The sequence below is a fragment of the Streptomyces cyslabdanicus genome, assembly GCF_052663305.1.
In genome coordinates, this window is sequence record NZ_JBQRUW010000017.1 from 116,882 (window position 1) to 137,720 (window position 20,839).

The window sequence follows — 20,839 nt, forward strand, 5'->3', positions numbered from 1 at the left end:
CGTGTTCGAACCGGAGGGGAACCGACATCGGCACGCGGACGGGGGACATGGAGAGGCAGGCACGAGGGGGCGGTCCCGCGACGGTCGGGGCCTCCTCGGCTCGGACGGCGGAGGACCACACGCAGAGACCGGGGGGAGGCCCGGCGGGCGGACAGGCGGACAAAACGGTGGACGGCTTACCGCGACCGCCCGTCGCGCCCCAGCTCAGGCGCAGACTGGGGCGGGCCGATCTCAAGGCGGTGCCCGAGGTGCGCCGGGCGCTGCGCGCACTGCTGCGCCACTGGGGCGGGCCCGACACGTCTCAGGTCGCGGAACTGCTCACCAGCGAACTGGTCACCAACGCGCTCGTCCACACCGACGACGACGCGATCGTGACCGCCACCGTGTCACCGCGCGGACTGCGGGTGGAGGTACGGGACTTCGTGGCCCGCCGGCCCAGGCCCCGGGCACCGGGGACGGGCGACGGCACCGGCGGCCGGGGACTGGTCCTGGTGCAGTCCCTCGCGGACACCTGGGGCGTGTGCACGCACGACGTCGGGAAGTCCGTCTGGTTCGAACTGGACGCGGACGCCGCGTGAACGGGTGGGGGGCACGGCCCGCACGGCCGCGCCCCCCACCCGTTCACCGGTCCAGTCGACTCGTTCCTAGCCGAACTGCTGCTCCAGGTCCTTCAGCTTGCGCTCCAGGGAGTCGAGGCGCGGCAGAGCCATTGTGTCGTCCTCCGCGGTGAGGTCGACGGAGGAACTCTCAGAGCCCTTGCGGACGGGCTGAAGGGACGGACGCGCGAGCACGGGAAGCTCCGCCGCCGCTATGGCAGGCTCCGTAGCGACCTGGGCGGAGCCGCGCTCCAGGGCCTGCTGCTCGACCTGCCGGCCGCCGCGCCCGATGAAGCCGCGGTGGCCCCGGCTGAGCGCCTTCAGCTGCGCCCGCTCCATGCGGTCCTGATCGCGGCGCAGCCGCCGGGTCTCCGCCTTCTGGCGTTCGTCCTCGCGCACCTCGTCGACCGCCTCGTCCAGGCTGCGCACGCCCTCGAGGAGCATGAGCGACCACGCCTTGTAGGTCTCACGGGGCGCCCGCAGCCAGCGCACTATGCGGATCTGCGGCAGCGGGCGCGGCACCAGGCCCTGCTCGCGCAGGGCGGCCCGACGGGTCTGCTTCAGCGCCCGGTCGAACAGGACCGCGGCCGAGAGCGACATGCCCGCGAAGAAGTGCGGCGCCCCCGCGTGGTCGATGCCCCTGGGCGCGTGCACCCAGTTGAACCAGGCCGCGGCGGCCGCGAACATCCACACGAGTATCCGGGAGCCGAGCGCCGCGTCACCGTGGCTCGCCTCGCGCACCGCGAGCACCGAACAGAACATCGCCGCGCCGTCCAGGCCGAACGGCACCAGGTACTGCCAGCCGTCGGTCAGGCCGAGGTTCTGCTCACCGAAGCCGACCAGGCCGTGGAAGGAGAGTGCGGCGGCCACCGCCGCACAGCAGAACAGCAACACGTAGGAGGCCGTGCTGTAGACGGCCTCCTTGCGCCTGCGGCGCTCCTCGCTGCGCTCCCACGAGTTGTCCGCGCTCGCGTTCTCCCCGGAGGAGCGCTTGCCGCGCACCACCACCGCAACCGCCGTCAGCACGCCCGCGAGCAGCACGGCGCCCGGAAGCAGCCAATTCAGCGATATGTCGGTCAGTCTCATCTGGGGTCCCTTGCATTGGGATAGGGCGTAACGCCCGCCATGGTGGCCCAATCCCGTCGGCCCTCAGGGGTTTTCGGGGCAAGAGGCCGCCAAGGAGGTGCAAGGGGGATGCCCGGGGCGGCGTTCTGCTCGAACTGCCGCTTGAGGGGCGGGAGTTGAGTTCGAATGAGACTACCCGTGCCGGTGGTTCCGTGGAAATTTCCCGCGGCAGGTGAGGGATTCGTGAATCACCTGTGACCTTGTGGGTGTCCCAGTCGGAGGTGATCCTACGCGATCGCGGGGGCGCGTCCGACCGCCGGGGGCGGGGTCGGGCCGCGCGTGACGGGGGCTCAGCCCGCCGCTGCCGCCGCCAGTTTGGCGATCCGGTCCGCGTCGCGGGTGCGCGGGCAGGTCGCGCAGAGATCCTCGGGGCGCACGGTGTAGAACATGCAGCAGCTGGCCCGGTCGCGGGTGAGCTGGGGGTACCCCCTGCTCGAAGAGCTTGGGGGAAGCTCGCCGTTCGGCCCCGTCAGTTCCCGGAAGGCGGCGGAGCCGACGTACGGCCGGGTCGCTCCCGGCAGCAGCAGTTCCAGCTCGTGCACCGCCCGCCGCTGTTCGCCGAGCAGATGGGCGACGTACCAGAGTCCTTCGACGATCTCGTCGGTCGCCATACCCCACAGGGCGCGTCCGCGGCGCCGCATGCGGGGTCCGAATCCGGCCAGTACCGGCTCCAGGTGCTCGGCGACGGCCGAGCGCAGTTCGGCCCGCAGCGCCTCCTTGTCGCGCACGACGCGTGCGCCGGGCAGTGCGGCCGCCGGGTCGCCCGGCAGGCAGGCGAACGAGGCGGGGCGCACGGCCATGCGGCCGGCGGTCCGGTCGTAGGAGACCTGGGTCACGGGGAGGCGGGGCACCCGGCGGTGCAGGAACCACGGCACGGTGAACAGCAGGCAGGCGGGCCATGCGTAGCGGTGCAGTCCGAAGCTCGCCACGACGTCCGGGCGGGCGTGCGTGCCGTAGTCCCGCAGCACCTGGGCGTCGTCCCAGGCCAGGAACGCGTCCAGGTCGCTGCCGCCCGACGCGAGGGAGGCGGCCGAGGTCCAGCCGCCGCCGTCCGGGACCGGCTCGCCGGGGCCGGTCTCCGTCACCGTGAGCCCGGGGAAGACCTCGGTGAGGCGGGCGTAGGCGTCCGCTACGGCCGAAGAGGGCACAGGCATGCCGGACCACCGTTTCCCGCTCGAATGAAGGTAAGGCTCACCTTACTTCAGCTCGTGGGAATGTGAAGCCTTGGCCTACATTGCCTAAGGTGCTTGACGGCTGGATGACAACCCGCCGTAATGACCACAAGCATCTCAAGCACCCCAAGCCCGGAGGAGAACCGTGAAGCAGGGCGCGCAGGACTCCACCGGCATCCGGGCCCCCGGGGCCGGCGGGGACACTGTGCCCCGTGTGCCGCGCCAGCCGCAGGCCGCGGATCCGCGGTCGGAACGGGAGTCCCTCGCCGCCGCGGACCTCCAGGAGCCGGGTGCGCGCGGCGAGCACACGCACGGCGAGCGGCCCGTCCGGCGCCCGCTTGTGCGGCGCTCCTCGGTGCGCGGCCAGGTCCTGCAGGCCCTGCGCACCGCCCTGGTGGCGGGGGAGCTGAGACCCGGCGAGGTCTACTCCGCGCCCGCGCTCGGCGAGCAGTTCGGGGTCTCCGCGACCCCTGTGCGCGAGGCGATGCAGCAGCTCACGCTGGAGGGCGCCGTCGAGGTCGTGCCCAACCGGGGCTTCCGGGTGATCGAGCGCGGCGACCGCGAGCTTGCCGAGCTGGCCGAGGTGCGGGCCCTGCTCGAGGCGCCGGTGATGCTGCGGCTGGCCCGCCGCGTGCCCGTCGAGCGCTGGGCCGAGCTGCGGCCGCTCGCCGAAGCCAGTGTGCGGGCCGCCTCCTCCGGGTGCCGGGCCACCTACGCCGAGGCCGACCGCGCCTTCCACCGCGCGGTGCTGTCCCTGTCCGGGAACGAGCAGCTCGTCCAGATCGCCGAGGACCTGCACCGCCGCGCGCAGTGGCCCCTCGTCGGCGGCTCCACCCGTCCGGCCCACGCGAACCTCGTCGCCGACGCGGCCGAACACACGGCCCTCCTGGACGCACTCGTCGCCCACGACCTGGACGTGGTACGCACCCTGGTCGCCGAGCACTTCGCGGGCGCGGACTGAGGGCGCGGAGCGAGGGCGTCGGCCGGGGAACGGTGCCGGGCGCGGTCGAGTACGGTCCGCGCCCCCGGTCAGGCCGTGGCCGACCAGGGAGCGGATCGAGGGAGCGGGCCGAGGGCGCGGGCCGAGGGCGCGGGCCAGGTGCGGGCCGCGCCCCCGCTCAGGCCGTGGCCGTGCCCGTCGCGGGTGGGGTCGGTGCCGGGGTCAGCTGTCGCGCCAGCCACGTCGGCACACCCCCCAGTAGCCGGAACAGCCGCCGTGCCTCCTCGCGCAGGCGGGAGGCCTCCGGTTCGGTCTCCGCGTCGGCCAGGGAGACCAGGGCCGGCGCGGTGCCGACCAGGTAGCCCAGTTCCTCGCGGATCCGCAGCGACTCGGCGAATCCGTTCCGGGCCTCGGTCAACTCGCCCTCCCGCATGGCCAGTCCGGCCAGATGGCGCCAGGTGAAGGAGAGCAGCAGCGGGTCGGCGTGGGCGATCGCACCCGCGTGCGCGCGGCGGTACGCGGCGTGCGCGGCCTGCGGGGAGCGGGTGAGGTTCTCGGCGATCAGGCCGCGCCGGAAGTCCAGCAGGGCGCGCCCCACCGCCCCGGGCGGGACCAGCGCCGCGGCCCGGCCGAGCGCCGACCGCGCCTCGTCCGCCCGGTCCCGGACGCCGTGCAGCGTGGCCGCGTAGGCAAGGTACCCGCGTTCACAAGCGGCGGCGCCCCGCTCCTCGTCGGTGTCGGCCAGCGCCTCCGCTGAGCGCAGCGCGTCCTCGGCCTCCTCCCAGCCCGCCTCGGTGTAGAGGCAGCGTTCGACCAGCAGCACGGTTCTCTGCAGCGCCGCGGCCGCGGTGGCCGACTGGAGCAACGCCGCCGCGTCGGCCCAGCACGCGCGTGAGCGCAGCCGCCATACCGCGGTCTGGAGTGGATCGTCACCAGGGGTCGTTCCGTTACCAGACATGGCGGTATGCGCCACGTTGCCCTCCCCGAGCACGCCATCGAGCCTTGAGTGGTGGCGGCATCTCAGCACGAAAAGCGTGGCCCGGCCAAGAGGATGGGTGAAAAATTTCACAAAGTCGTGCGACGGAAGAGGCCGCAGGTGGCGCGGCCACCTCGTCCGCCGCGGCCTCAACTCATGCGCAGCGCCAGGAAGAAGTCCAGCTTGTCCTCGAGGCGGGACAGGTCACGACCCGTCAACTGCTCGATACGCCCGACCCGGTAGCGCAGCGTGTTGACGTGCAGGTGGAGCCGGGTGGCGCACCGGGTCCAGGAGCCGTCGCAGTCGAGGAAGGCCTCCAGGGTGGGGATCAGCTCGGCGCGGTGCCGGCGGTCGTACTCCCGCAGCGGGTCGAGCAGCCGGGCGGTGAAGGCGCGGCGCACGTCGTCCGGGACGAAGGGCAGCAGCAGGACGTGGGAGGCCAGCTCCTGGTGCCCGGCCGCGCAGACGCGTCCCGGTCGCGCCGCGGCGACCCGCCGGGCGTGCCTGGCCTCCTCCAGCGCCCCGTGCAGCCCCTCGGCCGAGTGCACGGCCGCGCTGACGCCCAGGGTGAGCCGCCCGTCGCCGTCGAGACCGGCCGACAGCGGTTCGCGTACGGCCTCCAGCAGCGCGTCGGCGAGGGTCTCGGTCTCGGAGCCGTCGTGCTCGGCCGAGACGGCCGGGAGCGGAACGAGGGCGACCGCCTCGTCGTCCGTGTGGGCCACGGCGATCCGGTCGGAGGGCTCGGGACCGGTGCTGCGGGGGTCGACGAGGATCTCCTCCAGCAGCGACTGGGCGATCCGCCCGCCCTCGCCCCGCCCGTCGTCCCACTCGACGCGGGCCACGACCACCTGCCAGTGCGGGGCCGCCCCGAGGCCGGGCAGCAGCACCGGCGCGGCCACCCTCAGCCGCGCGGCGATCTCCGCGGGCGGCGCGCCGGTCTGCACCAGTTCCAGCACCTCCTGTGCCAGCCGCCTGCGCACCGTGCGGGCCGCGTCCCGGCGGTCCCGCTCGACCGCGATCAGCTGGGTGACGCCCTGGAGCAGGTCCAGCCGCTCCTCGGGCCACTCGCCCGCGTCCGCCTCCACGGCCAGCAGCCAGTCCGACAGCGCCGTCTCGCGCGCGTCCCGCGCGGAGCGGCCGCCGCCGCGGATGGGGAACAGGGAGTACGTCGTCGACCCCAGCGCCACCCGGTGCGGGCCGTGCCGGCCGGTACGGGCGGACGCCAGGTGCTCGGCGGCGAGCCGGGAGCACATGTCGGCGGCCGGCGTCGGACCCGCCGCCTTGGGCCCGGCGATCAGCCGGCCGGTGGGGGAGAGCAGCCAGGCCCGCAGGTCCAGGTCGGAGCCCAGCAGGTCGAGCACCACGTCCGGGCCGCCGCCCGCCGGTCCCGCCGTCATCATCCGGCGGTGCCGCTCCACCACGGCCGCCAGGTCACCGGCGCGCTCGCCGGACACCTGCCGCACGACGTGCTCGGTGATCGTCGCGAACGCCACCGACTCCTCCACCGTGAACAGCGGGAGCCGCTGCCGGGCGCAGGCCGCCACCAGGTCGTCGGGCACCGGCCCGAGCTCGGCCGTACCGGCCGCCAGCGCGGCCACCCCGGCCTGGACCAGGATCCGTACGAACGGCTCGGAGTCGGCGGGGTCCCGGCGCCAGGCGAGCCCGGACAGCACCAGCTCACCGCCGGAGAGGTAGCGGCTGGGATCGCGCAGGTCGGTGGTCATGACGCCCCGGACGGTGCGGTCCAGCTCGTCCTCCCCGCCGAGCAGCTTCAGGCCCAGCGCATCGGTGTCCAGCAGTGCGCGCAGCCGCATTCTCGTCGCCGCCGTTCTGTGTCTCGAAAAGTACGATGGATCATGTGGCGAGGGCCCGGCCGCGCGGCCGGGCAGCAGCTCCGCCAGGAGGCAGGGTCCGCGTCCTTTCGGCGTCCTCTGTTTCCAGGGGAACCGAAGAGGTTTCCGAAGGCCCCGGTTCATACGAATCTACAAGATGCCCGCGCTGGCCAGCCAAACCCTTCATGTTTTCGGTGACTGACCGAGCCGGAGCGGTGAACGGTGTACTGACCCCACTCCGCGTAAAAGGGACAGGAGCGAGCCGGGCCCGCCGCACACGGATTGGCTCAATCTGTACGACTCACGAGACGAAGAAGAGAGCCGGTCATGGACTTCCTTCGCCCCGCCAGCTGGGAGGAGGCGCTCGCCGCGAAGGCCGAGCACCCCGCAGCTGTGCCGATTGCGGGTGGCACCGACGTGATGGTCGAGATCAACTTCGACCACCGCCGGCCCGAGTACCTCCTCGACCTGAACCGCGTCTCGGACCTCCACGAGTGGGAGGTCGGCGAGGACGGCGTACGGCTGGGCGCCTCCGTACCGTACTCGAAGATCATGGAGAACCTGCGGGCCGAGCTGCCGGGCCTGGCCCTCGCCTCGCACACGGTGGCCTCCCCGCAGATCCGCAACCGCGGCGGCGTCGGCGGCAACCTCGGCACCGCCTCCCCGGCCGGCGACGCCCACCCCGCCCTGCTGGCGGCCGGCGCCGAGGTCGAGGTGGAGTCGGTCCGCGGCTCCCGCCGCATCCCGATCGACGCGTTCTACACGGGTGTCAAGCGCAACGCCCTGGAGCCCGACGAGCTGATCCGCGCCGTCCACGTCGCGAAGGCCGACGGGCCGCAGCAGTTCTCCAAGGTCGGCACCCGCAACGCCATGGTCATCGCCGTGTGCGCCTTCGGCCTCGCCCTGCACCCAAAGACCCGGACGGTACGCACCGGCATCGGCTCGGCCGCGCCCACGCCCGTCCGGGCCAGGGCCGCCGAGGAGTTCCTGAACGCGGCGCTCGACGAGGGCGGCTTCTGGGACACCGGAAAGATCATCACCCCGTCGGTCGCCCAGCAGTTCGCGCAGCTGTGCTCCGCCGCCTGCAACCCGATCGACGACGTCCGGGGCACCGCGAGCTACCGCCGCCACGCGGTGGGCGTCATGGCCCGCCGGACACTCACCTGGACCTGGGAGTCGTACCGCGGCGCCCGCCGCACGAACGAGGGGGCCGCGTGATGCGCGTCAACTTCACCGTCAACGGACGCCCGCAGCAGGCCGACGACGTCTGGGAGGGCGAGTCCCTGCTGTACGTGCTGCGCGAGCGACTGGGACTGCCCGGCTCCAAGAACGCCTGCGAGCAGGGCGAGTGCGGCTCCTGCACGGTGCGCTTGGACGGTGTGCCGGTGTGCTCCTGCCTGGTCGCCGCGGGCCAGGTCGAGGGCCGCGAGGTCGTGACCGTCGAGGGCCTGGCGGACTTCGCCAGGCAGCGGTCAGGCGGCACGGACGCCTGTGATGCGGACGCCCGCGGCGCGGGCGACGGCGGCACCGCGCTGGAGGACGCCCAGCGATGGCAGGCGCGGGGCCCCGGCGCGCGGACCGGAGTGGAGGGAGAGCTCTCGCCGATCCAGCAGGCGTTCATCGACGCGGGCGCCGTCCAGTGCGGCTTCTGCACCCCGGGCCTGCTGGTCGCCGCCGACGAGATGCTGGAGCGCAACCCCAACCCGACCGACGCGGACATCCGCGAGGCCCTGTCGGGCAACCTGTGCCGCTGCACGGGGTACGAGAAGATCATGGACGCGGTCCGCCTGGCGGCCGCCCGGCAGTCCGAGGGGGTCTGACCATGGCGGCCACCGGCGCTCCCACGAAAATCACCCAGGGCTCGCAGACCAGAGGCGGCATCGGCGAGTCCACGCTCCGCCCGGACGGCATCCTCAAGGTCACCGGCGAGTTCGCGTACTCCTCCGACATGTGGCACGAGGACATGCTCTGGGGCCAGATCCTGCGCTCCACGGTCGCGCACGCCGAGATCGTCTCGATCGACACCGCCGAGGCCCTCGCCCTGCCGGGCGTGTACGCCGTGATGACCTACGACGACCTGCCCACCGAGGTGAAGAACTACGGCCTGGAGATCCAGGACACCCCGGTCCTGGCCCACGGCAAGGTCCGCCACCACGGCGAGCCCGTCGCCGTCGTCGCCGCCGACCACCCCGAGACCGCCCGCCGCGCCGCCGCCAAGATCAAGGTGGAGTACCGGGAACTGCCGGTGATCACCGACGAGGCCTCCGCGACCGCGCCGGACGCCGTCCTCGTCCACGAGAACCGCACCGACCACCACGCCGGCCACGTCCCGCACCCCAACATCGTCCACCGCCAGCCCATCGTCCGCGGCGACGCCGAACAGGCCGCGGAGCGAGCCGACTTCGTCGTGCGTGGGGAGTACACCTTCGGCATGCAGGACCAGGCCTTCCTCGGCCCCGAGTCCGGGCTCGCCGTGCCCGAGGAGGACGGCGGCGTCCACCTTTACATCGCCACCCAGTGGCTGCACAGCGACCTGCGCCAGATCGCCCCGGTGCTCGGCCTGCCGCCGGAGAAGGTCCGCATGACGCTGTCCGGCGTCGGCGGTGCCTTCGGCGGGCGCGAGGACCTGTCGATGCAGATCCACGCCTGCCTCCTCGCGCTGCGCACCGGCAAGCCCGTCAAGATCGTCTACAACCGGTTCGAGTCCTTCTTCGGGCACGTCCACCGCCACCCGGCCAAGCTGTACTACGAGCACGGGGCCACCAAGGACGGCAAGCTCACCCACGTCAGGTGCCGGATCGTGCTCGACGGCGGCGCGTACGCCTCCGCGTCCCCGGCCGTCGTCGGCAACGCCGCCTCGCTCGGCGTCGGCCCCTACGAGGTCGACGACGTCGACATCGAGGCCGTCGCCCTCTACACCAACAACCCGCCCTGCGGCGCCATGCGCGGCTTCGGAGCGGTCCAGGCGTGCTTCGCCTACGAGGCGCAGATGGACAAGCTCGCCGACGCCGTCGGCATGGACCGGGTGGAGTTCCGGCAGCTGAACGCCATGTCCCAGGGCACGCTCATGCCGACCGGGCAGCCGGTCGACTCGCCGGCCCCGGTCGCCGAACTCCTGCGCCGCGTCAAGGCGATGCCGATGCCGCCGGAGCGCCAGTGGGAGAGCTCCGAGGGCGCCGACGTCCGGCAGCTGCCCGGCGGTCTGTCCAACACCACGCACGGCGAGGGCGTCGTCCGCGGGGTGGGCTATGCGGTCGGCATCAAGAACGTCGGCTTCTCCGAGGGCTTCGACGACTACTCGACCGCCAAGGTCCGCATGGAGGTCGTCGGCGGCGAGCCGGTCGCCACCGTGCACACCGCGATGGCGGAGGTCGGGCAGGGCGGCGTCACCGTCCACGCGCAGATCGCCCGCACCGAACTCGGCGTCGCCCGGGTGACCATCCACCCGGCCGACACCCAGGTGGGCAGCGCCGGTTCGACGTCCGCCTCCCGGCAGACATACGTCACCGGCGGCGCCGTCAAGCACGCCTGCGAGCTCGTGCGGGAGAAGGTCCTGGAGATCGGGCGCCGCAAGTTCGGCTCCTACCACCCCGCCTGGGCCACCGCCGAACTCCTCCTGGAGGGCGGCAAGGTCGTCACCGACGGCGGCGAGGCGCTCGCCGACCTGGTGGACGTCCTGGAGGACGAGGCCGTCGAGGTGGAGGAGGAGTGGCGGCACCGGCCGACCGAACCCTTCGACCTGCGCACCGGCCAGGGCAACGGCCATGTCCAGTACTCCTTCGCCGCGCACCGCGCCGTCGTCGAGGTCGACACCGACCTCGGCCTGGTGAAGGTGATCGAACTGGCCTGCGCCCAGGACGTCGGCAAGGCGCTCAACCCGCTGTCCGTCGTCGGCCAGATCCAGGGCGGCACCACCCAGGGCCTGGGCGTGGCGGTCATGGAGGAGATCGTCGTCGACCCGAAGACGGCGAAGGTGCGCAACCCGTCGTTCACGGACTACCTCATCCCCACCATCCTCGACACGCCGACCATCCCCGTCGACGTGCTCGAACTCGCCGACGACCACGCGCCGTACGGGCTGCGCGGCATCGGCGAGGCCCCCACCCTGTCGTCCACGCCCGCCGTCCTGGCGGCGATCCGCAACGCGACGGGGCTGGAGCTGAACCGCACCCCGGTCCGGCCGGAGCACCTCACCGGCATGTGATCCCGCGGCGTCCGAACCGCTCAGCCCCGGGGGGAGTTCGCTCCCCCCGGGTACCCCACCCGTTCGTCTCGGGCCGTCCCCCGGGTCGTCCATTCCCAGATCCCGTATGCCGTCGACGGCATCGGGTACCCCTGTGAACCTTGGGAGATGGCCCCATGACCGAGCAGTCAGTGGAGCCGAGGACCACCGCCGAGGACGCGGGTGCGGGCAGCCGCGTCCCGGCGGGCCGGTCCTGGCTCGACCGCTACTTCCACATATCCCGGCGGGGATCCACGGTCGCGCGTGAAGTGCGCGGCGGCGTCACCACCTTCATGGCGATGGCGTACATCCTGCTCCTCAACCCGCTGATCCTGTCCGGCAAGGACGCCGCCGGTGACACCCTCGGCCAGAAGGCCCTGATCACCGCGACCGCGTTCGCCGCGGCCCTCACCACCCTGCTGATGGGAGTCGTCGGCAGGGTGCCGCTCGCCCTCGCCGCCGGCCTGTCCGTGTCCGGCGTACTGTCCTCGCAGGTCGCGCCGCAGATGACCTGGCCGCAGGCGATGGGCATGTGCGTGGTTTACGGCGTGGTCATCATGCTGCTGGTGGTCACCGGCCTGCGCGAGATGATCATGAACGCGATCCCGCAGGCGCTCAAGCACGGCATCACCATCGGCATCGGCCTGTTCATCGCGCTCATCGGCTTCTACAAGTCCGGCTTCGTGCACCAGGGCAAGTCCACCCCCCTCACCCTCGGCCCGGCCGGCGAACTCGCCGGCTGGCCGGTGCTGCTCTTCGCCTGCACCCTGCTGCTGATCTTCGTGCTCCAGGCCCGTGACGTCCCCGGCGCCATCCTCATCGGCATCGTCGGCGGCACCGTTGCGGCGGCCGTCCTGAACGGCGCGGGCGTGGTCAAGGCCGACGCCTGGGCGGGCGGCGCGCCCGCCCTGCACGGCAGCGCGGTGTCGATGCCCGACTTCTCGCTCTTCGGGCACGTCGAGTTCGGCGGCTGGGGCCAGGTCGGCGCGATGACGGTCGGCCTGATCGTCTTCACCCTGGTCCTGGCCGGCTTCTTCGACGCGATGGCCACCATCATCGGCGTCGGCACCGAGGCGAAGCTCGCCGACGACCAGGGCCGGATGCCCGGCCTGTCCAAGGCGCTGTTCATCGACGGCGCGGGCGGCGCGATCGGCGGTGTGGCCGGCGGGTCCGGGCAGACCGTGTTCATCGAGTCGGCGACCGGCGTCGGCGAGGGCGCCCGTACGGGCCTCGCCTCGGTCGTCACCGGCCTGTTCTTCGCGGCCTGCCTGTTCTTCACCCCGCTCACCGCGATCGTGCCGCAGGAGGTCGCCGCCGCCGCGCTGGTGGTCATCGGGGCCATGATGCTGATGAACGCCCGGCACGTGGACTGGGCCGACCGGTCCACCGCGATCCCGGTCTTCCTCACCGTGGTCCTGATGCCGTTCACGTACACCATCACCACCGGAGTCGCGGCCGGCGTCATCTCGTACACCGCCATCAAGGCGGCCCAGGGCAGGGCCCGGGAGATCGGCGCCTTCATGTGGGGCCTGACGGCCCTCTTCCTCGTGTACTTCGCCCTCCACCCCATCGAGAACTGGCTGGGCGTGCGCTAGGCCCTCGCGTCCGCCGCCGACGAGCCCTCCCCACGACCGCCGCAAGGAGACCGACAGATGCTGGACATCGCCGAGGAACTGGACCGGTGGGTCGCGCAGGGACGCGACTTCGCCGTGGCCACCGTGGTGGCCGTCGGCGGCAGCGCACCGCGCCGGCCGGGTGCCGCCCTCGCGGTGGACGCCGACGGCACGGCCATCGGCTCGGTCTCCGGCGGCTGTGTGGAGGGCGCCGTGTACGAGCTGTGCCGGCAGGCGCTCCAGGACGGCGAAACCGTCCTGGAGCGCTTCGGCTACAGCGACGAGGACGCCTTCGCCGTCGGTCTGACCTGCGGCGGCGTCATCGACATCCTCGTCACCCCGGTGCGGGCCGCCGACCCGGCCCGTACCGTGGCCGCGTCCGCGCTGGCCGCCGCCACGCGGGGGGAGGCGGCGGCCCTGGCCCGGATCGTGTCAGGCCCGGCCCAACTGCTGGGCCGGGCCCTGCTGGTCCGCCCGGACGGCTCCCGGGAGGGCGGTTTCGGTGGCCACCCGAAGCTGGACCGCACGGTCGCCGGCGAGGCGTCCGCCTTCCTGGACGCCGGGCGCACCGGCACCCTGGAGATCGGCGAGCGGGGCTCCCGCTGCGGCGCCCCGCTCACGGTCCTCGTCGAGTCCGCGGTGCCGCCGCCCCGGATGATCGTCTTCGGGGCGATCGACTTCGCCTCGGCGCTGGTGCGGATCGGCAAGTTCCTCGGCTTCCACGTCACCGTGTGCGACGCCCGGCCCGTCTTCGCCACCCGGACGCGCTTCCCGGAGGCCGACGAGATCGTCGTCGAGTGGCCGCACGAGTACCTCGCCCGGACCGGCGTCGACGCCCGCACGGTGCTGTGCGTCCTGACCCACGACGCCAAGTTCGACATTCCCCTGCTCAAGCTGGCGCTGCGCCTTCCGGTGGCCTACGTCGGCGCCATGGGCTCGCGCCGCACCCACCTCGACCGCAACCGGCGGCTGCGCGAAGTCGGCGTGAGTGAGCTGGAGTTGGCGAGGCTTCGATCCCCGATCGGCCTCGACCTCGGCGCCCGTACGCCCGAGGAGACGGCCCTGTCGATCGCCTCCGAGATCGTCGCCGAGCGGCGCGGCGGCAGCGGTGCGCCCCTCGTCGGCGCGCACACCCCGATCCACCACGACGCAGTGCCGGCCGCCGCCCGGCGGATCGGCTCGGTGGCCTGAGGAGGCGTCAGTCGGGCTGCCTGAGCAGCCGGTTCAGCGCCCGTCCGAACACCGATCGGGCCACGCCGCGCAGGGGCTCGTCGAACAGGGTCGGCAGGAAGCGGACTCGCAGTTCCTCCCGCCAGACCACCCGCGTACGGCCCCCGGGGCCGGGCCGCACCTCGAACTCGGCCCAGCCCACCACCACCCGGCCGCGCTTCTCCACCCGGCACAGTCCCGCCTCGCCGTCGGCCGGCGGACGCCACACGGTGACCTCCATCGGATCGTCGAAGCCGAGCGGACCGATCCCCGAACGGGCCACGAACACCGTGCCCGCACGGGTGGGCGCGGGCGTGACCTCGGTGATACGGGTCAGCGGCACCGCGTCGGCATGCCGTGACCACCGCGTGATCCGCCGCCACGCCTCGTCGAGGGGGAGCGGCGCGGTGCGTTCGAGCGAGAAGTTCACCACGCCACGATCGTAGGCAATGAGGGGCCTCCCCCCGTGCGTTCGCCCCCCGCTCACGCGCTTGGCCCAACAGACCCTAGGGTCGGTACACCTTGCCCGGCTCCGCCCTGCCCGGTGCCAGCAGCTGCGGCACGGTGACGAAGACGTATCCCCGCTCCTTCAGCGCGTCGATGATTCCGGGCACCGCGGGCACCGTGCCCGCGTAGATGTCGTGCAGCAGGATGATCCCGTCCCGGGAGGTCTGGTCCAGGACGCGCCGGGTGATCAGCTCGGAGTCGGTCGTGGTGTAGTCCTTGGCGGTCACGCTCCACAGCACCTCGGACATGCCCAGTTCCTTGGATATCCGGTGCACGGTGTCGTCGGTGCGGCCCTGCGGCGGGCGCATCAGGGTCGGCTTGCGCCCGGTCAGCCGCTCTATCTCCTCGTTCGGGCGCCGTATCTCCTCGCGTACCCGCTCCGCGGGTATCCGGGTCAGGATCTGGTGGTCCCAGGTGTGGTTCGCCACCTCGTGGCCCTCGGCGGCCATGCGCACGACCAGCTCCGGGTACTTCTCGATGTGCCGGGCGCCGAGCAGGAAGAAGGTCGCCGGTACCTGCTTCTCCTTCAGGATGTCGAGCAGCCGGGCGGAGTTCTCGCTCGGTCCCGCGTCGAAGGTCAGCGCGACGCACTTGGCGTGACGGCAGTCCACCGTGCCGAACCCGGCCGGCGCGCCCGGCGCGGGGTGCGCCCGTGCGTCGCTCGGCGCCGTACTGTCGCGTGCGCAGCCGGTGAGCGCCAGACACGCCGCCGCGAGTGCCGTCAGTGCCGCCAACGCCCGGAACCGGGCCCCCGTTTTGATCGTCTTCCTGGTTGCGAAAGGCATGCCGGGACTATAAATGGCAGGTAAAGACGCGGTGTGCAGCGGGGTCGAACAGGTGATCGATGCGGCGCGTCAGGACTCCGTCCGGCGGCACAGCAGCCGCAGGGCGGAGAACAGCGTCACCGGCCACACCGCCGCGAACGCCCAGATCACCGCCGGCTCCGCGGTGACGGCACCGGCCGTCAGCAGGGCGACGGAGACCGTTGCCAGCAGCACCACGGTCCACGCCCGAGGAGCGTAGGACGCCACCCGGGAGAGGTCCGGGCGCCTGCGTCCGGACCGCATCCGCCGGACCAGACGGCGGTCATGGCTCAGGGCGCGTTCTATCTCGTTCAGGATCCGCTGTTCGCGATCGGGGAGTCGGCCTGTCGACACTGTTGCTCCTACGGGGAACCGGTCTGCCGTGAGTCCTCTCCGACTGCCCCTCACACGCTGGACTAACCGGACCGGCCGGACGGCGCCCGCGGGACGGGGTCGGCCGTGTGCGGCGGGGTACCCGGCCCGCGGGGCGGAAGGAGGGACGCCCGTGAGGTTCCGTGACCGCGCTCAGGCCGGCCGCCGACTGGCCGAACGGCTGCGCGCCCGGTACGAGGCGGGCGCCCTGCCCGACCCCGTGGTGCTGGCGCTGCCCCGCGGCGGCGTCGCGGTGGCCCGGGAGGTCGCGCGGGCGCTGGACGCCCCGCTGGACGTGGTCGTGGTCCGCAAGATCGGCGCCCCCTCGCAGGAGGAGTACGGCCTCGGCGCGATCGTCGGGGACGACCCGCCGCTGTTCGACAGGAGGGCCCTGAACCTGCTCGGCCTGACCGAGGGGGACCTCGCCCCGGTGGTCGAGCGCGAACGCGCCGAACTGCACCGCCGCGCCGACCGCTACCGCCACGGCCGTCCCGCCCCGGACCTCGGCGGACGTACCGCGATCGTCGTCGACGACGGTCTGGCCACCGGATCCACCGCGCGCGCCGCGCTGCGGCACGTGCGGCGCCGGGCGCCCGCGCGCACGGTCCTCGCCGTCCCCGTCGGCGCACCCGACGCCGTCCGGGCGCTGCGCGCCGAGGCCGACGAGCTGATCTGCCTCCACCAGCCGCTCACCTTCACCGCCGTGGGCGTCTGGTACGACGACTTCGAGCAGCTGACGGACGAGGAGGTGCTGCGGGCCCTGACGGAGGGCCGAGAGACGGCGGACGGCTGAGAGACGGCGGACGGCTGAGAGACGGCAGAGGGGAGACACGCACGTGCCCCGCATGGACCCCGGTGAGGCGCGACGCCGGTTCCTCGCCGCGAGGGTGGCGCGACTGGCCACGGTGGACGCGGCGGGCCGCCCGCACCTGGTGCCCACGGTGTTCGCGGCCCTCGGCGACGAGGGCATCGTGACGGCCGTCGACCGCAAGCCGAAGACCACGACCCGGCTCGGACGCCTGCGCGACATCGAGGCCACCGGGGCCGTGTCCCTCCTGGTGGACGACTACGACGAGGACTGGAACCGCCTGTGGTGGGCCCGCGCCGACGGCGACGCCAGGATCGTGCCGCCCGGCGCGGAGGACGAGCGGACCGCGGTGGAGTACGGGACCGCGCTCGCCCGGCTGCTGCGCAAGTACCCGCAGTACCGTGAGATCCCGCCGCACGGAGCGGTGATCGCGATCGCCGTCCGCCGCTGGACGGGCTGGTACGCCACCGAACCTCCCAAACCTCCCCCAGCCGCCTGCGACCGGGGCCCTGACGAAGGGCGGCCAAGTCCCTGACGCACGCCGAAGGTGCGCGTGAAGGCGGCGGGAGAGGCATAGCCGAGACGGGCACCGACCTCGCTGACCGACGCGGTGCGCAGCAGTGGCACGGCCGCGAGCAGGCGGGCGCGGGCTCGCCAGCTTTCGGGGCTGTCACCGGTCTCCGCGCGGAAGCGCCGGGTGAAGGCCCGTTCGCTCATGGCCGTCCTCGCGGCCCATGCGGCGTTGGTGACGCCGGCGTCCGGGGCGGCCAGGTACTCGCGGCAGAGCTTCGCGAGGTCGGCGGCGGGAATCCCGACGTGGAACGGGAGCGGGGCGAGCTCCGCGATCTCGTGCAGGAGGAGGGCAGCAATGCTTCCCTCCCGTCCGGACAGGCTGTTCCGGTATTTACTGCCGCAGGGGCCGCTCGACGTTCCACACAGGGGCTGGGCCGTGAGACTGGTCCCGTTGCCGGCTGACGTGTGTCCGCCGCGGTCGGTTCCGTGAGGATCATCACGCTGCTTCTTCGCCTCCGGCGTCGACCGGATACCCCGCGCCAGGCGTAAGCCCAGTGAAGCGAAAGATCAGGGAGTGGCAGTTGACCGTCGAGGAGTTCGAAGAGTTCTACGCCCAGACGGTCGCGCGACTCACGGGGCAGTTGTATGTGATGCTCGGCGACCTGCACGAGGCGCAGGACGTTGTGCAGGAGGCGTTCGTCAGGGGTTGGAATCGGCGGCAACAGCTCGACCGTGACGGCCGGCCCGAGGCGTGGATCCGCACCGTTGCCTGGCGTCTGGCGGTGAGTCGGTGGCGTTTTCGCCGCCGTATCGCGGATGCCTGGAAGCGCAGTGGGGCCCCACCGCATGTCGAGGGGCCCGGGCCGGAGCAGGTGGCGCTGGTCGAGGCTCTGCGCGAGCTGCCGGCCCAGCAGCGCCGCTCGATGACCCTGCACTACGTGTGTGACCTCACCGTCGAGCAGATCGCCCGCGAGACGGGGCTCTCCGCAAGCACGGTCAAGACACACCTGACCCGCGGCCGGATCGCGCTTGCCCATCGTCTGCAGGACCCGCGAATTGAGGAGGCCCCCGGTGCATGAGTCCCAGGACCCGCTGCGGTCCCTGTTCAAGCAAGCGGCCGATTCCGGGCGGAGGCAGGCGGTCACCACACCGGTCTCGGACATCACCGCGCGGGGGCAGCGGGCGCATCGACGCCACGTGGCCCTGGTCGTCGCGGCATGCCTGGCCCTGGGCGGGGGCGGTGCGGCCGCGGCCACGCTCCTGCCGAGCAAGCCTCCCCTCACCGTCCCGGCCACCACACCCTCTCCCGGTCGGCCGTCTGCCGTCCCGACGACCCGGCCGCCATCGCCCACCACGGTCATGCCGACGACCCAGTCACCTTCGGCCGTGCGCACGACCGTGCCGCCGCCGCCCTCTGCCACCTTCCCCGGTCGCAGCACGACGGCTCCTCCGCTCCTCCCGGAGTGATAGGCGGTGCCTGCGTGTCCGCCACGGGCCGCAAGATCTGCATTTCATCGCTCTGATCCCTTCTCGTCCCGCGATCCGCCCAGCCGTCACCACGCGGGCGCGCACGACCACGCGCCGCAAGGAGTCCTTTATGCCGGTCATGCAACCAATTCGGCGGGACCGTGCCCCTGTACCGGCACAACGCTCCGTAGCGCCGCACCGGATCTCTCCGCATGCCCCACCGGGAGGCGAGCCCGGCCCACGCCGCTCGCCCGCGACTTCCCTCGGGCGCCAGGCCCTCCGGCTGCGTGCCGTCGACCGTGAGGTGCTGTGGCTGTACCTGCTGACCCGAACAGGTATATGGATCACCGCTTACTGCACCCGGTGGCTGTTTCCCGCCGGCGGTGCCACCCGCGCTCCCGGCCCGCTCCTCGCACCCTTTCAGCACTGGGACTGGATCCACTACCTGCACATAGCCCGTGACGGCTACTTTCCCGGACAGGCCGGACCCTGGCAGAGCGGCTGGGACAACCGCGAAGCCTTCTTCCCCGGTTTTCCACTCCTCCTGCGCGCGGTCCACACCGTCATCCCGCACTGGACACTGGCCGGACTGCTGATCTCCTTCATCGCGGGCGCCATCGCTGTCCTGTCCCTGGCCCGGATCGCCGAGTTGTACCTGCCCGGGATGAACGGCGGCCGACGCACCGTCCTGTTCTTCCTGCTTTCTCCCTGCGCGATCTTCCTGGCCGTCGGCTACACCGAAGCCCTCTTCCTGGCCTTCGCACTGCCTGCCTGGCTTGCCGCCCAACGTCGTAACTGGCCCCTCGCCACCACCCTGACCGCCCTGGCCACGACCGTTCGCATCAGCGGTCTCTTCCTGGCCGGCGCGATCGCCCTGCACTTCCTGCTGACCGCCCGCACCCGCCGACAGTGGCGTCCACTGCCCTGGCTGGCCCTGCCTGCCCTCCCGGCCGCCCTCTACAGCTGGTATCTGCAGGCCCGGACCGGTGACTGGATGGCTTGGCGACACGCCCAGGAACGCGGCTGGTACCGCGACTTCCACACCCCGTGGGAAGCGTGGACCAACACCTGGCACGGAGCCTTCGCCCACACCCAGACCACCGGCTACGCCTTCATGTTCCAGGCGGAACTTCTCGCCATGCTCATCGGGCTGTTCATGCTCGGCCTGCTGATCCGGCAACGCCGCTGGCCTGAGGCCGCCTATATCGGCCTCAGCCTATGGGCCCTGGGCACCTCCTACTGGTACATGTCCATCCCCCGCGCCATGCTCCTGTGGTGGCCTCTGTGGACCGCCCTGGCCGCACTGAGCCTGCGCAGACCACGAGCCAAGACCGCCTACCTTTGCCTCATCGCCCCCCTGACCACCGTCTTCGCCATCACCTTTCTGTCAGGACGCTGGGCCGGCTGACGACCGGTGCGCCACCGGACACACAGAGTTGACGACTGGTCAGCGAAAAGAGCGCCACTGCCCCAGGCCGCTGGGCGTACTCCGGCAGCAGGCTGTAGGGGCGGGGATTGGAAAGGGGGCGTTGCGGGCCGCTCGTGGTGGCTCGCAACGCCCCCTGGCTTTCACCGGGGCACGGCTCAGGTCAGGACCGGACCTGCTCGGTCACGAGGCTGGAGAAGGAGGCCAGCCGGGTGTAGACACCCGGCCGGCCCGCCTCGGCACAGCCGTTGCCCCAGGAAGTGATCCCTGCCAGGACGCCCCCGATGAGCAGGGGACCGCCGCTGTCGCCCTGGCAGGTGTCAACGCCGCCGGACGGGTATCCGGCGCAAACCATGTCGCTCGCGACGAAGTCGGAGCCGTAGGAGTGGCGACAGTCGGTGTCGGACACGACGGGCACCGTCGCCACGCGCAACCGGCCGGCGCCCCCGCCGTCCTCGCCGGTGGTGCCCCACCCCAGGACGCGGGCCGGCATACCGGGCGCGTACACGCCGGTGGCGGTGGGGGAGACGTACCGCGCCGTGGCGTACGGCATCGGCGACTTCAGGGTGAGCACGGCCACGTCGGCGCCGTTGACGGCGTCCGTGTAGCCCGGGTCGAACCAGATCCCGCCGACCTCGCCGACCGTGCCGTCGGTGCCGTCGAGCCGGGTGCGGCCGCCCACCACCCGTACGTTGTCCGTGGTCTCGCCGACCACGCAGTGCGCGGCGGTGACCACCTTCGTGGGCGCGACGAGGGTGCCGCCGCAGAACTGGCTGCCGGACGCGTCCGTGATCTGCATGACGAACGGGTACTCCGCCGTCGTGGTCGTCGTACCGCCGACGACGGGCCGGGGGGAGGAGGCCGTGGAGGAGGCGGCGACCGAGGAAGGGGCGGCGGGCAGTGCGGCCGCGGCAGCGCCGAGCACGACCGCGGCGGCGGTCCGTCTGGCGCGGGTGAGGCCGAACATGCGTCTCCTCGGGGCAGGCCGGTGGGGGATCGCGCGGGCGGGGGAGCACGGGAGCCGTGGGATCCGTGCTCGGTCCCGTGTGCCCGGGCGAGCGGCACGTCCCTTACGCTAGGACCGGACCCACCCTCCTCCAATGAGGGAACCCCCTAGGGGAGTCGGGCAGGGAAAACCCTCGGTCCCACCCGGTGCCCCGGCACGGCCCCGGTGGTCTTCGCTTCTCCCGCCGCGCCCTTTGGCGCCGTTCTCACTGGTCTCACTGGCGTCCACGCGGTCAGTCAACCCGCGCCGCGC

The 20,839-nt window shown here is 72.6% G+C and carries 19 protein-coding genes and 1 pseudogene; 11 read left to right on the forward strand and 9 right to left on the reverse strand.

The annotated features are described in order from the left end of the window. The first annotated feature begins 167 nt into the window (after positions 1 to 167). A complete protein-coding gene (locus ACTYVM_RS12715) occupies positions 168 to 578 on the forward strand; it encodes an ATP-binding protein (protein ID WP_445526036.1) in 411 nt (136 codons plus the stop codon). Between the two features lie 66 nt (positions 579 to 644). Here ACTYVM_RS12715 and ACTYVM_RS12720 read toward each other — a convergent pair whose 3' ends face one another. Then, on the reverse strand, positions 645 to 1,682 hold the full coding sequence (locus ACTYVM_RS12720; protein ID WP_445526037.1) for a DUF2637 domain-containing protein: 1,038 nt from the start codon (positions 1,680 to 1,682) through the stop codon (positions 645 to 647). A gap of 329 nt (positions 1,683 to 2,011) precedes the next feature. After that, the gene (locus tag ACTYVM_RS12725) at positions 2,012 to 2,875 is read right to left on the reverse strand and encodes a (2Fe-2S)-binding protein (RefSeq protein WP_445526038.1); all 864 of its coding nucleotides are present in this window, start codon (positions 2,873 to 2,875) and stop codon (positions 2,012 to 2,014) included. Between the two features lie 163 nt (positions 2,876 to 3,038). Here ACTYVM_RS12725 and ACTYVM_RS12730 point away from each other — a divergent pair, with 163 nt between their 5' ends. Further along, the gene (locus ACTYVM_RS12730; RefSeq protein WP_445526039.1) at positions 3,039 to 3,854 is read left to right on the forward strand and encodes a GntR family transcriptional regulator; all 816 of its coding nucleotides are present in this window, start codon (positions 3,039 to 3,041) and stop codon (positions 3,852 to 3,854) included. 157 nt (positions 3,855 to 4,011) lie between these two features. Here the strand turns inward: ACTYVM_RS12730 and ACTYVM_RS12735 are convergent, their stop codons facing one another. Both ACTYVM_RS12735 and ACTYVM_RS12740 read right to left on the reverse strand, forming a co-directional pair. Beyond that, complete coding sequence (locus ACTYVM_RS12735) at positions 4,012 to 4,791, reverse strand: hypothetical protein (RefSeq protein WP_445526040.1); 780 nt, start codon at positions 4,789 to 4,791, stop codon at positions 4,012 to 4,014. A 167-nt stretch (positions 4,792 to 4,958) separates the two neighbouring features. Beyond that, on the reverse strand, positions 4,959 to 6,623 hold the full coding sequence (locus tag ACTYVM_RS12740; RefSeq protein ID WP_445526041.1) for a PucR family transcriptional regulator: 1,665 nt from the start codon (positions 6,621 to 6,623) through the stop codon (positions 4,959 to 4,961). 345 nt (positions 6,624 to 6,968) lie between these two features. On the opposite strand from ACTYVM_RS12740, the gene ACTYVM_RS12745 reads away from it, so the two are divergent. From ACTYVM_RS12745 to ACTYVM_RS12765, 5 genes are all read left to right on the forward strand, one after another. After that, on the forward strand, positions 6,969 to 7,859 hold the full coding sequence (locus tag ACTYVM_RS12745; protein ID WP_445526042.1) for an FAD binding domain-containing protein: 891 nt from the start codon (positions 6,969 to 6,971) through the stop codon (positions 7,857 to 7,859). Further along, on the forward strand, positions 7,859 to 8,461 hold the full coding sequence (locus ACTYVM_RS12750) for a (2Fe-2S)-binding protein (RefSeq protein ID WP_445526043.1): 603 nt from the start codon (positions 7,859 to 7,861) through the stop codon (positions 8,459 to 8,461). The genes ACTYVM_RS12745 and ACTYVM_RS12750 overlap by 1 nt, the downstream gene beginning before the upstream one ends. 2 nt (positions 8,462 to 8,463) lie before the next feature. Beyond that, positions 8,464 to 10,845, forward strand: a complete 2,382-nt coding sequence (locus ACTYVM_RS12755) for a xanthine dehydrogenase family protein molybdopterin-binding subunit (protein WP_445526044.1) — start codon at positions 8,464 to 8,466, stop codon at positions 10,843 to 10,845. A gap of 155 nt (positions 10,846 to 11,000) precedes the next feature. After that, positions 11,001 to 12,458, forward strand: a complete 1,458-nt coding sequence (locus ACTYVM_RS12760) for an NCS2 family permease (protein WP_445526045.1) — start codon at positions 11,001 to 11,003, stop codon at positions 12,456 to 12,458. Positions 12,459 to 12,515: 57 nt separating this feature from the next. Then, complete coding sequence (locus ACTYVM_RS12765) at positions 12,516 to 13,667, forward strand: XdhC family protein (protein WP_445526046.1); 1,152 nt, start codon at positions 12,516 to 12,518, stop codon at positions 13,665 to 13,667. A 7-nt stretch (positions 13,668 to 13,674) separates the two neighbouring features. Here the strand turns inward: ACTYVM_RS12765 and ACTYVM_RS12770 are convergent, their stop codons facing one another. The 3 genes from ACTYVM_RS12770 to ACTYVM_RS12780 all read right to left on the reverse strand — a co-directional run bounded on the left by ACTYVM_RS12770 (position 13,675) and on the right by ACTYVM_RS12780 (position 15,349). Continuing rightward, entirely contained in the window at positions 13,675 to 14,118 is a 444-nt protein-coding gene (locus ACTYVM_RS12770; RefSeq protein ID WP_445526047.1) for an SRPBCC family protein, read from the reverse strand. A 73-nt stretch (positions 14,119 to 14,191) separates the two neighbouring features. Then, the gene (locus ACTYVM_RS12775) at positions 14,192 to 14,977 is read right to left on the reverse strand and encodes a polysaccharide deacetylase family protein (RefSeq protein ID WP_445526048.1); all 786 of its coding nucleotides are present in this window, start codon (positions 14,975 to 14,977) and stop codon (positions 14,192 to 14,194) included. Between the two features lie 69 nt (positions 14,978 to 15,046). Then, positions 15,047 to 15,349 carry a DUF3040 domain-containing protein gene (locus tag ACTYVM_RS12780; protein ID WP_445526049.1) on the reverse strand — a complete coding sequence of 101 codons (303 nt, stop codon included), beginning with the start codon at positions 15,347 to 15,349 and terminating at the stop codon, positions 15,047 to 15,049. A 151-nt stretch (positions 15,350 to 15,500) separates the two neighbouring features. Between ACTYVM_RS12780 and ACTYVM_RS12785 the strand changes: the two genes are divergently transcribed. Both ACTYVM_RS12785 and ACTYVM_RS12790 read left to right on the forward strand, forming a co-directional pair. Beyond that, positions 15,501 to 16,160, forward strand: coding sequence for a phosphoribosyltransferase (locus ACTYVM_RS12785; RefSeq protein ID WP_445526050.1), 660 nt, complete (start codon positions 15,501 to 15,503; stop codon positions 16,158 to 16,160). A 43-nt stretch (positions 16,161 to 16,203) separates the two neighbouring features. Beyond that, on the forward strand, positions 16,204 to 16,710 hold the full coding sequence (locus ACTYVM_RS12790) for a TIGR03668 family PPOX class F420-dependent oxidoreductase (RefSeq protein WP_445526051.1): 507 nt from the start codon (positions 16,204 to 16,206) through the stop codon (positions 16,708 to 16,710). Here ACTYVM_RS12790 and ACTYVM_RS12795 read toward each other — a convergent pair. Beyond that, a pseudogene (locus ACTYVM_RS12795) lies at positions 16,671 to 17,069 on the reverse strand (helix-turn-helix domain-containing protein); the annotation flags it as partial. The gene ACTYVM_RS12790 and the pseudogene ACTYVM_RS12795 sit on opposite strands and share 40 nt — an antisense overlap. Positions 17,070 to 17,269: 200 nt before the next feature. Here ACTYVM_RS12795 and ACTYVM_RS12800 point away from each other — a divergent pair. Next, positions 17,270 to 17,767: a SigE family RNA polymerase sigma factor gene (locus ACTYVM_RS12800; protein ID WP_445526052.1), complete on the forward strand. Its 498-nt coding sequence runs from the start codon at positions 17,270 to 17,272 to the stop codon at positions 17,765 to 17,767. A 518-nt stretch (positions 17,768 to 18,285) separates the two neighbouring features. After that, the gene (locus tag ACTYVM_RS12805) at positions 18,286 to 19,563 is read left to right on the forward strand and encodes a mannosyltransferase family protein (protein WP_445526053.1); all 1,278 of its coding nucleotides are present in this window, start codon (positions 18,286 to 18,288) and stop codon (positions 19,561 to 19,563) included. Between the two features lie 181 nt (positions 19,564 to 19,744). Here ACTYVM_RS12805 and ACTYVM_RS12810 read toward each other — a convergent pair whose 3' ends face one another. Next, positions 19,745 to 20,548, reverse strand: coding sequence for a S1 family peptidase (locus ACTYVM_RS12810; protein WP_445526054.1), 804 nt, complete (start codon positions 20,546 to 20,548; stop codon positions 19,745 to 19,747). Positions 20,549 to 20,839: the final 291 nt, after the last annotated feature.